The organism is Streptococcus oralis, assembly GCF_019929365.1.
Lineage (GTDB): Bacteria > Bacillota > Bacilli > Lactobacillales > Streptococcaceae > Streptococcus > Streptococcus oralis_BT.
On the sequence record NZ_JAHZPH010000001.1, the window covers coordinates 165,812 to 181,285 of the forward strand.

12 protein-coding genes and 1 pseudogene are annotated in these 15,474 nt (G+C 41.4%); 12 read left to right on the top strand and 1 reads right to left on the bottom strand.

Annotated elements, in window-relative coordinates; translation table 11 throughout:
* Positions 1-134 precede the first annotated feature (134 nt).
* The 7 genes from K1I53_RS00895 to K1I53_RS00925 all read left to right on the top strand — a co-directional run bounded on the left by K1I53_RS00895 (position 135) and on the right by K1I53_RS00925 (position 10,041).
* Complete coding sequence (locus tag K1I53_RS00895; RefSeq protein WP_223327591.1) at positions 135-3,236, top strand: DNA polymerase III subunit alpha; 3,102 nt, start codon at positions 135-137, stop codon at positions 3,234-3,236.
* A gap of 80 nt (positions 3,237-3,316) precedes the next feature.
* Positions 3,317-4,324 (top strand): 6-phosphofructokinase, encoded by a 1,008-nt coding sequence (gene pfkA / locus K1I53_RS00900; RefSeq protein WP_084976309.1) that lies wholly within the window; start codon positions 3,317-3,319, stop codon positions 4,322-4,324.
* Between the two features lie 64 nt (positions 4,325-4,388).
* Positions 4,389-5,894: a pyruvate kinase gene (pyk, locus tag K1I53_RS00905; RefSeq protein WP_223327592.1), complete on the top strand. Its 1,506-nt coding sequence runs from the start codon at positions 4,389-4,391 to the stop codon at positions 5,892-5,894.
* Positions 5,895-6,068: 174 nt separating this feature from the next.
* Positions 6,069-7,328 carry a UDP-N-acetylglucosamine 1-carboxyvinyltransferase gene (locus K1I53_RS00910; protein ID WP_223327593.1) on the top strand — a complete coding sequence of 420 codons (1,260 nt, stop codon included), beginning with the start codon at positions 6,069-6,071 and terminating at the stop codon, positions 7,326-7,328.
* A gap of 15 nt (positions 7,329-7,343) precedes the next feature.
* Complete coding sequence (locus tag K1I53_RS00915; protein WP_223327594.1) at positions 7,344-7,895, top strand: GNAT family N-acetyltransferase; 552 nt, start codon at positions 7,344-7,346, stop codon at positions 7,893-7,895.
* Positions 7,888-9,165 (top strand): CBS-HotDog domain-containing transcription factor SpxR, encoded by a 1,278-nt coding sequence (gene spxR, locus K1I53_RS00920; RefSeq protein ID WP_223327595.1) that lies wholly within the window; start codon positions 7,888-7,890, stop codon positions 9,163-9,165. Before K1I53_RS00915 ends, spxR begins: the two co-directional genes overlap by 8 nt.
* Before the next feature lie 15 nt (positions 9,166-9,180).
* Positions 9,181-10,041 (top strand): methionyl aminopeptidase, encoded by an 861-nt coding sequence (locus tag K1I53_RS00925; protein ID WP_061453536.1) that lies wholly within the window; start codon positions 9,181-9,183, stop codon positions 10,039-10,041.
* Between the two features lie 80 nt (positions 10,042-10,121).
* Here K1I53_RS00925 and K1I53_RS00930 read toward each other — a convergent pair.
* Positions 10,122-10,259 (bottom strand): annotated as a pseudogene (locus tag K1I53_RS00930) (transposase); the annotation flags it as partial.
* A 213-nt stretch (positions 10,260-10,472) separates the two neighbouring features.
* On the opposite strand from K1I53_RS00930, the gene ccdA2 reads away from it, so the two are divergent.
* The 5 genes from ccdA2 (at position 10,473) to K1I53_RS00955 (ending at position 15,378) form a co-directional block, all read left to right on the top strand.
* On the top strand, positions 10,473-11,183 hold the full coding sequence (gene ccdA2, locus K1I53_RS00935) for a thiol-disulfide oxidoreductase-associated membrane protein CcdA2 (protein WP_223327596.1): 711 nt from the start codon (positions 10,473-10,475) through the stop codon (positions 11,181-11,183).
* A 13-nt stretch (positions 11,184-11,196) separates the two neighbouring features.
* On the top strand, positions 11,197-11,760 hold the full coding sequence (locus K1I53_RS00940; RefSeq protein WP_223327597.1) for a redoxin family protein: 564 nt from the start codon (positions 11,197-11,199) through the stop codon (positions 11,758-11,760).
* A 9-nt stretch (positions 11,761-11,769) separates the two neighbouring features.
* The gene (msrB, locus tag K1I53_RS00945) at positions 11,770-12,882 is read left to right on the top strand and encodes a peptide-methionine (R)-S-oxide reductase MsrB (protein ID WP_223327598.1); all 1,113 of its coding nucleotides are present in this window, start codon (positions 11,770-11,772) and stop codon (positions 12,880-12,882) included.
* Between the two features lie 70 nt (positions 12,883-12,952).
* A complete protein-coding gene (locus K1I53_RS00950; RefSeq protein ID WP_223327599.1) occupies positions 12,953-13,690 on the top strand; it encodes a response regulator transcription factor in 738 nt (245 codons plus the stop codon).
* On the top strand, positions 13,687-15,378 hold the full coding sequence (locus tag K1I53_RS00955; RefSeq protein ID WP_223327600.1) for a cache domain-containing sensor histidine kinase: 1,692 nt from the start codon (positions 13,687-13,689) through the stop codon (positions 15,376-15,378). Before K1I53_RS00950 ends, K1I53_RS00955 begins: the two co-directional genes overlap by 4 nt.
* The last annotated feature ends 96 nt before the right edge of the window (positions 15,379-15,474 follow it).

Genomic DNA, 15,474 nt, shown 5'->3' on the forward strand with positions numbered 1-15,474 from the left:
GTATATCAAAAATAAGGTAAAAAAGATATTGTTGACCTGCGATGAAGTCACTTTAAAAGGAATGGTCTCTAGCTTTTCATTCTAGTTTTTAAAATGGTATAATAGTACTATATCTAAAGCAAGGGGGAGAAGAAATGATTGCACAGCTCGACACCAAGACTGTTTACAGTTTTATGGAAAGTGTGGTTTCGATTGAAAAATATATACAAACGGCTAAAGAGTATGGCTATTCTCACCTTGCTATTATGGATGTGGATAATCTCTATGGAGCCTATTATTTTCTAGAAGCAACTCGTAAGCATGGCATTCAACCTTTAATTGGTCTAGAAATGACCTTGGTCAAAGATGAGGACAATATTTCTCTTCGTTTTCTAGCCCTATCCACTAAAGGTTATCAAGAGTTGATGAAGTTATCCACTTTAAAAATGACTGGACGGAAAAATTGGTCTGACTTCACCCCCCACCTCGAGGATGTGGCCATTATTGTTCCCTATTTTGAGGGAATCGAACAGTTAGATTTAGGCTATGACTATTATATCGGTGTTAGTCCAGATACTCCTCAAGAAGTCTTTACTAGGCCCATTCTTCCACTCTATCAAGTCAATTCTTTTGAAAAAGAAGATATTCAAGTTTTGCAAATCTTATCGGCAATCAAGGATAATGTCAGCCTAAGAGAAGTGGATGTGCATTCACAACAAGGAATCTTTCTACCTGCCTCAGACTTGGAAGCACGGTTTAAAAATCACTTCCCTCAGGCACTTGCTAATCTCCAAGATTTGATAGAGAATGTTAGTTACCAACTCGACCCAAGTTTAAAACTCCCTCGCTTTAATCCTGAAAAACCAGCGGTAGAAGAACTTAGAGAGAGAGCTGAGAAAGGCTTGAGTGACAAGGGGCTAACCTCAGCTATCTATCGTGAGCGACTGAATGAAGAGTTGGCTGTGATTCATGATATGGGATTTGACGATTATTTCCTTGTAGTTTGGGATTTGCTCCGTTTTGGACGTTCCCAAGGCTACTATATGGGAATGGGGCGTGGTTCTGCGGTTGGTAGTCTGGTGGCTTACTCACTTGATATCACAGGAATTGATCCGGTTGAAAAGAACCTGATTTTCGAGCGCTTTTTAAATCGTGAGCGCTACACTATGCCTGATATCGATATCGACATCCCAGACCTTTATAGGCCAGAATTCATTCGTTATGTTCGTGATCGCTATGGTAGTCAACACGTGGCGCAGATTGTCACTTATTCGACCTTTGGGGCCAAACAAGCAATTCGTGATGTTTTCAAACGATATGGTGTTCCAGAGTACGAATTAACCAATATTACGAAAAAAATCAGTTTCCGAGATACGCTAACGACGGCCTATGAAAAGAATTTGCAATTTAGGCAGGTCATCAATAGCAAGATTGAATACCAAAAAGCTTTTGAGATTGCTCGAAAGATAGAAGGTTATCCTCGTCAGACCTCTATCCATGCGGCAGGAGTCGTTATGAGTGACCAGGACCTGACAGACTATATTCCTCTAAAATATGGTGAGGATATGCTCATCACCCAGTATGATGCTCATGGTGTTGAAGCCAATGGACTTCTAAAAATGGATTTCCTCGGTTTACGTAACCTGACTTTCGTACAGAAAATGCAGGAATTGCTTGCGGAATCAGAGGGTGTTCATCTAAAAATCGAAGAGATTGATCTGGAAGACAAAGAAACCTTGGCCCTCTTTGCGTCTGGAAATACGAAAGGTATTTTCCAATTTGAACAACCTGGTGCCATTCGACTCTTGAAACGAGTCAAGCCACAAGTCTTCGAAGAAGTGGTAGCAACGACATCCCTCAACAGACCTGGTGCTAGTGATTATATTGATAATTTTGTTGCTCGCAAGCATGGGAAAGAAAAGGTGACGGTGCTAGATCCTGCCTTGGAGGATATCCTCTCTTCAACCTACGGTATTATGCTCTACCAAGAGCAAGTCATGCAGGTAGCCCAGCGCTTTGGAGGCTTCAGTCTTGGTAAAGCCGATATTCTCAGACGTGCTATGGGTAAGAAAAATGCTAAAGAGATGCATTTGATGAAGGAAGATTTCATCTCCGGTGCAGTCAAACTCGGCCATTCAGAAGAGAAAGCCAACCAAGTCTTTGCAGTGATGGAAAAGTTTGCGGGCTATGGATTTAATAGATCCCACGCCTATGCCTATTCAGCTCTTGCTTTCCAACTTGCTTATTTTAAAACTCATTATCCTGCTATTTTCTTTCAAGTTATGTTGAATTATTCAAGCAGTGATTACATTGTGGATGCTCTGCAGATGGGATTTCAAGTAGCACCTTTAGCAATCAACAGCATTCCCTGTCATGATAAGATTGCCCAGGAGAAGATTTATCTTGGTTTGAAAGCCATTAAAGGAATGCCGAGAGATTTTTCCTATTGGATCATTGAAAATCGTCCTTTCTCAAGTATTGAAGATTTCGTCACACGTCTTCCTAAGAATTACAAGAAACTGTCGCTTTTGACTCCTTTGGTTGAACTGGGGCTCTTTGATGAATTTGACAAGAACCGTCAGAAAATCCTAGTGAATTTGCCCAACCTATTTGTCTTTGTTGAAGAGTTGGGAGGACTATTTGCAGATGCAAACTATAGTTGGACTGAGGCTGATGATTTTACAGAAGCAGAGAAATTTTACAAGGAGCAGGAACTGATCGGGGTTGGTATCAGTGCTCATCCTTTACAAACACTTGCCAAACAAGCCATTTATCCAACGACACCCATTGCTACTCTCACTGAGGGGAGTCAAGCAACACTCCTAGTTGAAGTGCAAAAACTAAAAGTGATTCGAACCAAAAAAGGCGAGAGCATGGCCTTTCTACAGGTTCATGATAGTAAGTCTCGGATGGATGTAACTGTATTTTCAGACCAATATAGAAAATTCGCTTCCATTTTATCCGAAGGAAAATTTTACTATATCAATGGAAGGGTTCAATCTCGAGATGGTCGTCTGCAAATGATTGCACAAGATTTGAAAGAAGCAGTCGCTGAACGATTCTGGATTCAAGTTAAAAATCACGACTACGATAAAGAGATTTCAAATATTCTGGAACAATATAAAGGCCTAATTCCTGTCATTATCAGGTATGAAGAGGAACAAAAAACGGTTGTTTCCACACAACATTTTGTAAGAAAAGATTCTACTCTACAGGAAAAATTAGAGGGAATTGCTATGAAAACGATTTATCGCTAAAAATACGAAAAATAGAAGAATTTTCAAATGAAATGTGGTATAATCAATAAGAATGTTAAAAGAAAAAGGAGCAAAACCAAATGAAACGTATTGCTGTTTTGACTAGTGGTGGAGATGCCCCTGGTATGAACGCTGCCATCCGTGCAGTAGTTCGTCAAGCAATCTCAGAAGGAATGGAAGTCTTTGGTATCTATGATGGATACGCAGGGATGGTTGCCGGTGAAATCTATCCACTTGATGCTGCTTCAGTTGGAGACATCATTTCACGTGGTGGTACTTTCCTTCACTCTGCTCGTTACCCTGAGTTTGCACAACTTGAAGGTCAACTTAAAGGGATTGAGCAGTTGAAAAAACATGGAATCGAAGGTGTCGTTGTAATCGGTGGTGACGGTTCTTATCACGGAGCTATGCGCTTGACTGAGCATGGATTCCCTGCTATCGGACTTCCAGGTACAATCGATAACGATATCGTAGGTACTGACTTCACAATCGGATTTGATACTGCAGTTACTACTGCAATGGATGCAATCGATAAGATTCGTGATACATCATCAAGTCACCGTCGTACTTTCGTTGTTGAAGTAATGGGACGTAATGCTGGTGATATCGCACTTTGGGCAGGTATTGCAACAGGTGCTGATGAAATCATTATCCCTGAAGAAGGCTTCAAGATGGAAGATATCGTAGCTAGTATCAAAGCTGGTTATGAATGCGGTAAAAAACACAACATCATTGTTTTGGCTGAGGGAGTTATGTCTGCCGATGAGTTTGGTAAGAAACTCAAGGAAGCTGGAGACACTAGTGACCTTCGTGTAACTGAACTTGGTCACATCCAACGTGGTGGTTCACCAACTGCGCGTGACCGCGTCTTGGCGTCACGCTTGGGAGCACATGCTGTTAAACTTCTCAAACAAGGAATCGGTGGTGTTGCTGTTGGTATCCGTAATGAGAAAATGGTTGAAAATCCAATTCTTGGTACAGCAGAAGAAGGAGCCTTGTTCAGCCTAACAGCTGATGGCAAAATCGTTGTTAACAACCCTCACAAAGCTGACCTTGAACTTGCTAGCTTGAACAAGAGCTTGTCCTAATCAACTTTAACTAATCTGGTAAAATGACCATAAAAGGTCAAATTATATAAAGGAGTCACAAATCATGAATAAACGTGTAAAAATCGTTGCAACTTTGGGTCCTGCGGTTGAAATCCGTGGTGGGAAGAAATTCGGTGATGACGGATACTGGGGTGAAAAACTTGACGTTGAAGCTTCAGCTCAAAACATTGCTAAATTGATTGAAGCGGGAGCTAACACTTTCCGTTTCAACTTCTCACACGGTGACCACCAAGAACAAGGTGAACGTATGGCAACTGTTAAACTTGCAGAAAAACTTGCAGGTAAAAAAGTTGGTTTCCTTCTTGATACTAAAGGACCAGAAATCCGTACAGAATTGTTCGAAGGTGACGCAAAAGAGTACTCTTACAAAACTGGTGAAAAAATCCGTGTTGCGACTAAACAAGGAATCAAATCAACTCGTGAAGTGATTGCTTTAAACGTTGCTGGTGCTCTTGACATCTACGATGATGTTGAAGTTGGTCGTCAAGTGTTAGTTGACGATGGTAAACTTGGTCTTCGTGTTGTTGCTAAAGACGATGCAACTCGTGAATTTGAAGTTGAAGTTGAAAACGACGGAATTATCGCTAAACAAAAAGGTGTAAACATCCCTAACACTAAAATTCCTTTCCCAGCTCTTGCTGAACGTGACAACGATGATATCCGTTTCGGTTTGGAACAAGGTATCAACTTCATCGCGATCTCATTTGTACGTACTGCTAAAGACGTGAATGAAGTTCGTGCAATCTGTGAAGAAACTGGTAACGGTCACGTTCAATTGTTCGCTAAAATCGAAAACCAACAAGGTATCGACAACTTGGATGAAATCATCGAAGCTGCTGACGGTATCATGATTGCTCGTGGTGACATGGGTATCGAAGTACCATTCGAAATGGTTCCAGTTTACCAAAAAATGATCATCACTAAAGTCAATGCAGCTGGTAAAGTTGTTATCACAGCAACAAACATGCTTGAAACAATGACTGAAAAACCACGTGCCACTCGTTCAGAAGTATCAGACGTATTTAACGCTGTTATCGACGGTACTGACGCTACAATGCTTTCAGGTGAGTCTGCAAACGGTAAATACCCACTTGAATCTGTTCGTACAATGGCAACAATTGACAAGAATGCTCAAACCCTTTTGAAAGAATACGGTCGCTTGTCGTTTGTTAACTTGTCACGTAATTCTAAGACTGAGGTTATGGCTTCAGCTGTTAAGGATGCGACAAACTCTATGAATATCAAGTTGGTGGTTACTCTTACTAAGACAGGTCACACTGCTCGTTTGATTTCTAAATACCGTCCAGATGCAGATATCTTGGCAATCACTTTCGATGAATTAACTCAACGTGGATTGATGTTGAACTGGGGTGTTATCCCAGTAACAACTGAACGTCCATCAAACACTGATGATATGTTCGAACTTGCCGAAAAGATTGCAGTAGAACAAGGTTTGGTAGAATCTGGTGATGATATGATTATCGTTGCAGGTGTACCGCTTGGAGAAGCTGTCCGTACAAACACAATGCGTATCCGTACAGTACGTTAATCTAAACTTTTAAAAGCCTATCATACCAAGCTTTTGTGCTTGTGTGATGGGTCTTTTTTCTATTTTAGAAGATAAAAAGAGAGTGATTTTTATTAAACAGAAATGGGAAAAATAGGAGAACTATGGTATAATAGAATGCAGAGACCTTTTTAGTAAATTTTGAAAGAGTATAACATGAGAAAAATTGTCATCAATGGTGGACATCCATTGCAAGGTGAGATCACCATTAGCGGTGCTAAGAATAGTGTTGTAGCATTAATCCCTGCTATTATACTGGCAGATGATATTGTCACTTTGGATTGTGTCCCAGATATTTCAGACGTTGCTAGTCTTGTCGAAATTATGGAAATCATGGGAGCGAAAGTAAAACGCTACGATGATGTTTTGGAGATTGATCCTAGAGGTGTTCAGAATATTCCAATGCCTTATGGTAAGATCAATAGCCTTCGTGCTTCTTATTATTTCTACGGAAGTCTTTTAGGTCGCTTTGGTGAAGCTACAGTTGGACTTCCTGGCGGATGTGATCTGGGACCTCGTCCTATTGATCTTCATCTCAAAGCTTTTGAAGCTATGGGAGCCAAGGTGAGCTACGAGGGAGACAATATGAATTTGTCTGCCCAAGGCAAGGGGCTTCATGGTGCAAGTATCTACATGGATACCGTTAGCGTTGGTGCGACGATTAATACCATGATTGCGGCTGTTAAGGCTAAGGGACGGACTGTTATTGAAAATGCGGCTCGTGAACCAGAAATCATCGATGTGGCCACCCTTTTGAATAACATGGGGGCCCACATTCGTGGTGCAGGGACTGATATTATCATTATTGATGGTGTTGAGAAACTTCATGGAACGCGTCACCAAGTCATTCCAGACCGCATTGAAGCAGGAACCTATATTTCACTTGCTGCAGCGATTGGTAAAGGAATCCGTATTAACAATGTTCTTTACGAACACTTAGAAGGCTTTATCGCCAAACTGGAGGAAATGGGCGTTCGTATGACGGTCTCTGAGGATAGTATCTTCGTTGAAGAACAATCTGATTTGAAGGCAATCAATATCAAAACTGCTCCCTATCCTGGGTTTGCAACAGATTTGCAGCAGCCTATCACACCACTTTTGCTGACAGCTCAAGGTCGTGGTACTATTATTGATACCATTTATGAAAAACGTGTCAACCATGTCTTTGAGTTAGCAAAAATGGATGCGGATATTACGACTACAAATGACCATATTTTCTACACTGGTGGACGTGTTCTGCATGGTGCCAAAGTGAAAGCGACAGATCTTCGTGCAGGTGCCGCACTTGTGATTGCTGGACTGATGGCTCAAGGACAGACTGAAATTACAAATATTGAGTTTATCCTTCGTGGCTACTCAGATATTATTGAAAAATTACGTGGTCTCGGAGCGGATATTACACTCGTCGAAGACTAAACCGTTGAGGTGATTATGAATATTTGGACCAAATTAGCAATGTTTTCTTTTTTTGAAACGGAGCGCTTGTATTTGCGTCCTTTCTTTTTTAGTGACAGCAAAGCTTTTTATGAAATTGCTTCTAATCCTGAAAATCTACAATTTATTTTTCCCAGTCAAGCAAGTTTGGAAGAAAGTCAGTACGCACTTGCTAACTATTTTATGAAGAATCCTCTAGGTGTTTGGGCAATTTGTAGCCAAGAGAATCAAGAAATGATTGGCTCCATTAAATTTGAAAAGATCGATGAAATTAAGAAAGAGGCAGAAATTGGTTATTTCTTAAAAAAGGATTCTTGGTCTCAAGGTTTTATGACAGAAGTAGTTATCAAGCTATGTCAGCTTTCATTTGAAGAATTTGGTTTAAAACAATTATCCATCATCACTCATCTGGAGAATCAAGCTAGTCAGAAAGTTGCCTTAAAATCGGGATTTAGTCTCTTTCGCCAATTCAAGGGGAGTGACCGCTATACACGAAAAATGAGGGACTATCTTGAATTTCGATACGTAAAAGGAGAGTTCAGTGAGTAAACACCAAGAAATCTTAAGTTACCTGGAAGAGTTACCAATAGGAAAACGTGTCAGTGTTCGTAGCATTTCCAATCACTTGGGTGTCAGTGATGGGACGGCTTATCGTGCCATTAAAGAAGCTGAAAACCGTGGAATTGTAGAAACTCGACCTCGTAGTGGAACCATTCGTGTCAAATCTCAGAAAGTGGCGATTGAAAAACTGACCTATGCAGAGATTGCAGAAGTAACCTCATCTGAAGTTTTGGCTGGTCAAGAAGGTTTGGACAGGGAATTCAGCAAATTTTCAATCGGGGCTATGACCGAGCAGAATATTTTGTCCTATCTGAATGATGGCGGTTTGTTAATCGTTGGAGACCGTACTCGTATTCAACTTTTAGCCTTGGAAAATGAAAACGCAGTTCTGGTGACGGGTGGTTTTCATGTACATGAGGATGTACTGGAACTTGCCAATCAGAAAGGAATCCCTGTTTTACGAAGCAAGCATGATACCTTTACAGTTGCGACCATGATCAATAGAGCTTTGTCAAATGTGCAGATTAAGACAGACATTTTAACAGTTGAAAAGCTCTATCGTCCTAGCCATGAGTATGGCTTTTTGAGAGAAACGGACACAGTGAAAGACTATTTGGACTTGGTACGTAAGAACAGGAGTAGTCGTTTCCCAGTCATTAACCAACACCAAGTGGTTGTCGGAGTTGTTACCATGCGTGACGCTGGAGATAAATCACCTAGCACAACGATTGACAAGGTGATGACTCGTAGTCTCTTCCTGACAGGATTGGCAACGAATATAGCTAACGTCAGTCAACGGATGATCGCAGAAGACTTTGAGATGGTCCCGGTCGTGAGAAGCAATCAAACTTTGCTCGGGGTGATTACAAGACGAGATGTCATGGATAAGATGAGTCGTTCTCAGGTTTCAGCCCTGCCGACTTTTTCAGAGCAAATTGGTCAGAAGTTGTCTTATCATCACGACGAAGTTGTGATTACAGTTGAGCCCTTTATGCTTGAGAAGAACGGAGTTTTGGCAAATGGTGTTCTTGCTGAAATTTTAACTCATATGACACAGGATTTGGTGGCAAATAGCAGACGCAATCTCATCATTGAGCAGATGCTAATTTACTTCTTGCAGGCTGTTCAGATTGATGATACTCTGCGGATTCAGGCTCGCATTATTCACCATACAAGACGCTCAGCTATCATTGATTACGATATTTATCATGGTCATCAGATTGTTTCAAAAGCAAATGTTACAGTTAAAATCAATTAGAATCTAGGAGAAAAAATGATAACTTTAAAATCAGCACGTGAAATCGAAGCCATGGACAAGGCAGGTGATTTCCTCGCTAGTATCCATATCGGCTTACGTGATTTGATTAAGCCAGGCGTGGATATGTGGGAAGTAGAAGAGTATGTTCGTCGCCGTTGCAAAGAGGAGAATTTCCTTCCTCTACAGATTGGGGTAGATGGTGCAGTCATGGATTACCCCTATGCCACTTGCTGCTCTCTCAACGACGAAGTAGCTCATGCTTTTCCACGTCATTACATCTTGAAAGATGGCGATTTGCTCAAGGTTGACATGGTTCTAGGTGGTCCGATTGCCAAATCCGACCTCAATGTGTCAAAACTCAACTTTAATAATGTTGAGCAAATGAAAAAATACACCCAAAGTTATACTGGTGGTTTAGCTGACTCGTGCTGGGCTTATGCGGTTGGTACACCGTCTGAAGAAGTGAAAAACTTGATGGATGTGACCAAGGAAGCTATGTATATAGGGATTGAGCAAGCGGTTGTTGGCAATCGTATCGGCGATATTGGTGCAGCAATTCAAGAATATGCTGAAAGTCGCGGTTATGGCGTCGTGCGTGATTTGGTTGGTCACGGAGTTGGTCCAACTATGCACGAGGAGCCAATGGTCCCTAACTACGGTGTTGCAGGTCGTGGTCTTCGTCTCCGTGAAGGAATGGTACTAACCATTGAACCCATGATCAATACTGGTGACTGGGAAATTGATACAGATATGAAGACTGGCTGGGCTCATAAAACCATCGATGGTGGTCTATCTTGTCAATATGAACACCAGTTCGTAATTACCAAAGACGGTCCTGTAATCTTGACTAGTCAAGGTGAAGAAGGAACTTATTAAAATGAAAGGAGCTCGTACCGCCCTCAAAAATTTAGACAGAAAAAATCAGCTCTTTGTCAACTGTAGTGGGTTGAAGTCAGCTAAGATCTAGAAAGGACAAATTTCGTCCTTTCTTTTTTGATGTTGAGAGCGATGAAAACTCTTTTTTTGAAGTTTTCAAAGTTCCGAAAACCAAAGGCATTTCGTTTGATGAGTTTAATGAGATTATTAGTCGCTTTTCATTATAGATCTCATGGGACTTTTTTTCTACAACAAAATAGGCTCCATAAGATCTATAGGGGATTTACCCACTACAAATATTATAGAGCTTTTTTTGTACAAGGTTTCTAAATAAGCTGATTAAATTCCTATTTTTCCCTATCATTGTCCCTGTTTTTTCTTAGAGTTAGGAATTATAATAGACTTATCAAATCAAAGAATGGAGGAAGGCAATGGATAATATAATCTTTTTTATCAGTGTTTTTCTTGCTGGAATTCTTTCCTTCTTTTCTCCTTGTATTTTACCCTTGTTACCTGTCTATGCAGGGGTCTTACTTGATGACAAAGATGGTGCTCAGGTTTCTAGCAGAAAATTGTCAATCTCACTTGTTAGTTTATTGCGAACTTTGGCCTTTATAGCGGGGATTTCTTTTATCTTTATCTTACTGGGTTATGGAGCTGGTTTTTTAGGCAATTTGCTTTATGCTTCTTGGTTTCAGTATGTGACGGGTGCGATTATCATTCTCTTGGGCTTGCACCAGATGGATGTTTTACATTTGCAGGGACTCTACAAGGAAAGAAGGCTACAATTAAAGAGACAGGATCAAAACGCTAACGGCTATAGTCAGGCATTTTTACTGGGGTTGACCTTTAGTTTTGCTTGGACGCCATGTGTAGGGCCGGTTCTGGGGTCTGTTTTGGCCTTAGCGGCTTCAGGTGGCTCAGGTGCTTGGCAGGGAGCTGGTCTCATGTTGGTTTACACGCTGGGTTTGGCGCTACCATTTTTAGTTCTAGCTCTCGCCTCCAGCTATGTTTTGAAACATTTCCGAAAACTCCATCCTTATCTCGGAACCCTCAAAAAAGTGGGTGGTTTCCTCATTATCCTTATGGGAATCTTGGTGCTTTTGGGAAATGCTTCCATTTTGACTACATTATTTGAATAGAGAGGAAAAAGAAATGAAAAAATGGCAAACATGTCTCCTTGGAGTAGGCTCAATCTGTTGCTTGGCAGCCTGTTCGGCTAAAAACATGTCAGACGAGTCTACTATGAAGGAGCAATCCAAAACAGAACAAGTTAGTTCACAAACTGCCACTAAAGGTCAGGCGGTTGCTGATTTTGAATTGATGGGAGTAGATGGTAAGACCTATCGTTTATCTGATTACAAGGGCAAGAAAGTCTATCTTAAATTCTGGGCTTCTTGGTGTTCCATCTGTCTAGCCAGCCTTCCAGATACGGACGAAATCGCTAAAGAAGCTGGTGATGACTATGTAGTTTTGACAGTGGTCTCTCCTGGACACAAAGGTGAACAAGCAGAAGCGGACTTTAAGAATTGGTACAAGGGATTGGATTATAAAAATTTTCCAGTTTTAATTGATCCATCAGGTAAACTCTTGGAAAGTTATGGTGTCCGTTCTTACCCCACCCAAGCCTTTATAGACAAGGAAGGCAAGCTGGTCAAAACGCAACCAGGTTTTATGGATAAGGATGTGATTTTAAAAGAATTGAAAGAAATGGGGTAGAGAAAGGCTATGAATGATAAAGTAAAACTTTTTGTCTTGGCAGGGGTCATTCTCCTAGCCATAACCGGTTTCTATTTTCTATTGACGCGAAATGCAGGGCAGACAGATAGCTCGCAAATTGAGAAAGCATCCGTTAGCCAAGGAGGAAAAACAGTGAAAAAAACAGAAGTGAGTAAAGACGCAGACTTGCACGAAATTTATCTAGCTGGAGGATGTTTCTGGGGAGTGGAGGAATACTTCTCACGCGTTTCTGGAGTGACAGATGCCGTTTCTGGCTATGCAAACGGTAGAGGGGAAACAACCAAGTACGAATTGATTAACCAAACAGGACATGCGGAGACTGTCCATGTTACTTATGATGCCAATCAAATTTCCCTCAAGGAAATTCTGCTTCATTACTTCCGCATTATCAATCCAACCAGCAAAAATAAACAAGGAAATGATGTGGGGACCCAGTATCGTACTGGTGTTTATTACACAGATGACAAGGATTTGGAAGTAATCAACCAAGTCTTTGATGAAGTTGCTAATAAATACGACCAACCTCTGGCAGTTGAAAAGGAAAACTTGAAGAATTTTGTGGTGGCTGAGGATTATCACCAAGACTACCTCAAGAAAAATCCAAATGGCTACTGTCATATCAATGTCAATCAAGCTGCCTATCCCGTCATTGATGCCAGCAAATATCCTAAACCAAGCGATGAAGAATTGAAAAAGACCTTGTCACCTGAGGAGTATGCAGTTACCCAGAAAAATCAAACAGAACGAGCTTTTTCAAACCGCTACTGGGATAAATTCGAATCTGGTATCTATGTGGATGTGGCAACTGGCGAACCCCTCTTTTCATCAAAAGACAAGTTTGAGTCTGGTTGTGGCTGGCCTAGTTTCACTCAACCCATCAGCCCAGATGTTGCTACCTACAAAGAAGATAAGTCTTACAATATGACGCGCATGGAAGTGAGAAGTCGAGTTGGAGATTCTCACCTTGGCCATGTCTTTACAGATGGGCCTCAGGACAAGGGTGGCTTGCGCTACTGTATCAATAGTCTTTCTATCCGATTTATTCCCAAAGACCAAATGGAAGAAAAAGGCTATGCCTATTTACTAGATTATGTCGATTAAGAAGTCTTTCCTAAGCAGTTAGAGGAGAATTTTGCTATACTGATACTAGTAAGTGGTAAAGGAGCAGAGCATGACCTACACAATCTTAATCGTAGAAGATGAGTATCTGGTAAGACAAGGATTGACCAAGCTGGTTAATGTAGCGGCCTACGATATGGAAATCATCGGTCAGGCTGAAAATGGAAGACAGGCTTGGGACTTGATTCAAAAGCAGGTGCCAGACATCATTTTAACTGATATCAATATGCCTCAGCTAAATGGCATCCAGTTGGCCAGTCTGGTACGAGAAACCTATCCTCAGGTTCATCTAGTTTTTTTGACAGGTTACGATGATTTTGATTATGCCTTGTCTGCTGTCAAACTTGGTGTAGATGATTACCTGCTCAAACCCTTTTCTCGTCAGGATATTGAGGAAATGTTAGGGAAAATCAAGCAAAAACTAGACAAGGAAGAAAAGGAAGAGCAGTTACAAGATTTATTAACCGATAAGTTTGAGGGAAACCTGGCCCAAAAGATCCAGTCTCATCTGGCTAATAGCCAGTTTAGTTTAAAGAGCTTGGCCAGTGATTTGGGCTTTAGCCCAACTTATTTGAGTTCCTTGATTAAGAAAGAGTTGGGCCTACCTTTTCAGGATTATCTGGTGAGAGAGCGTGTCAAACAGGCCAAGCTCTTGCTTCTGACCACGGATTTAAAGATTTACCAGATAGCCGAAAAGGTTGGTTTTGAAGATATGAACTACTTTACTCAACGTTTTAAACAGATTGCAGGTGTGACACCTCGTCAGTTTAAGAAGGGAGAAGGTCGATGAAGCGTTCTTCTCTTTTAGTCAGAATGGTTATTTCCATCTTTCTGGTCTTTCTCATTCTCCTAGCTCTGGTTGGGACTTTCTACTATCAATCTAGTTCATCAGCCATTGAGGCTACTATCGAGGGTAATAGCCAAACGACCATTAGCCAAACTAGCCACTTTATTCAGTCTTATATCAAAAAATTAGAAACCACCTCTACCAGTTTGACCCAGCAGAAGGATGTGTTGGCCTATGCTGAGAATCCTAACCAAGACCAAGTCAAGGGAATCCGAGATCTGTTTTTGACGATCTTAAAGGCAGACCAGGACTTGAAAACGGTGGTACTGGTCACCAAATCCGGTCAGGTTATTTCTACAGATGATAGTGTGCAGATGAAAACCTCCTCAGATATGATGGCTGAGGATTGGTACCAAAAGGCCATTCATCAGGGAGCTAAGCCAGTTTTAACCCCAGCTCGTAAATCAGATAGTCAATGGGTCATTTCTGTCACTCAAGAACTTGTTGATGCAAAGGGAGCCAATCTTGGTGTGCTTCGTTTGGATATTTCCTACGAAACTCTGGAAGCCTATCTCAACCAGCTCCAGTTGGGCCAGCAGGGCTTTGCCTTTATCATCAATGAAAACCATGAATTTGTCTACCATCCTAAACGTACTGTCTATAGCTCAGCAAGTGAAATGGAGGCCATGAAACCCTACATTGAGACGGGGCAGGGCTATACGCTGGATCACCAATCCTACGTCAGTCAGGAACAGATTGCAGGAACTGATTGGATGGTTATAGGCGTGTCTTCGTTGGAGAAGTTAGACCAGGTTCGGAGTCAACTCATGTGGACCTTGCTTGGTGCTAGTGCCTTATCTCTTCTTGCCTGTCTCTGCTTGGTGTGGTTCAGTCTCAAACGCTGGATTGCCCCTTTGAAGGATCTGAGAGAAACCATGCTGGAAATTGCTTCTGGTACACAAAATCTTCGTGCTAAGGAAGCTGGCGCCTATGAACTGAGAGAAGTGACTCGTCAGTTCAATGCCATGCTGGATCAGATTGATCAGTTGATGGCAGATGTGCGCAGGCAGGAAGAAGCAACCCGGCAGTATGAACTTCAAGCACTGTCGAGCCAGATTAACCCCCATTTCCTCTATAATACTTTGGACACTATCATCTGGATGGCTGAGTTTCAGGATAGTCAGCGAGTGGTTCAGGTGACCAAGTCCTTGGCAACCTATTTCCGCTTGGCGCTCAATCAAGGAAAGGATTTGATTTCTCTTTCTGATGAAATCAATCATGTCCGGCAGTACCTCTTTATCCAGAAACAACGCTATGGTGATAAGCTGGAGTATGAGATTGATGAAGATCCTGCTTTTGGTAACCTAGTCTTACCCAAGTTGGTGTTGCAACCTCTTGTAGAAAATGCTCTTTACCATGGTATTAAGGAGAAGGAAGGTCAGGGCCATATTAAAGTCTCTGTTCAGAAACAGGATACAGGGCTTGTCATCCGCATTGAGGATGATGGTGTTGGTTTCCAAGCTGCTGGCGATAGTAGTCAAAGTCAACTCAAACGTGGGGGAGTTGGCCTTCAAAATGTCGACCAACGACTCAAACTTCATTTTGGAGACAATTACCAGATGAAGATCAATTCTGTACCTTCAAAAGGGACGATAGTTGAAATATACATTAATAAAATAGTAATTAGCTAACTCCCAGTCTATTCTGGGAGTTTTGCTTTTAAAATTCAGAATGATTAGTTGGCCTTGATAAAATCAGTAAAAAAAGATATGATAGATAGTGACAAA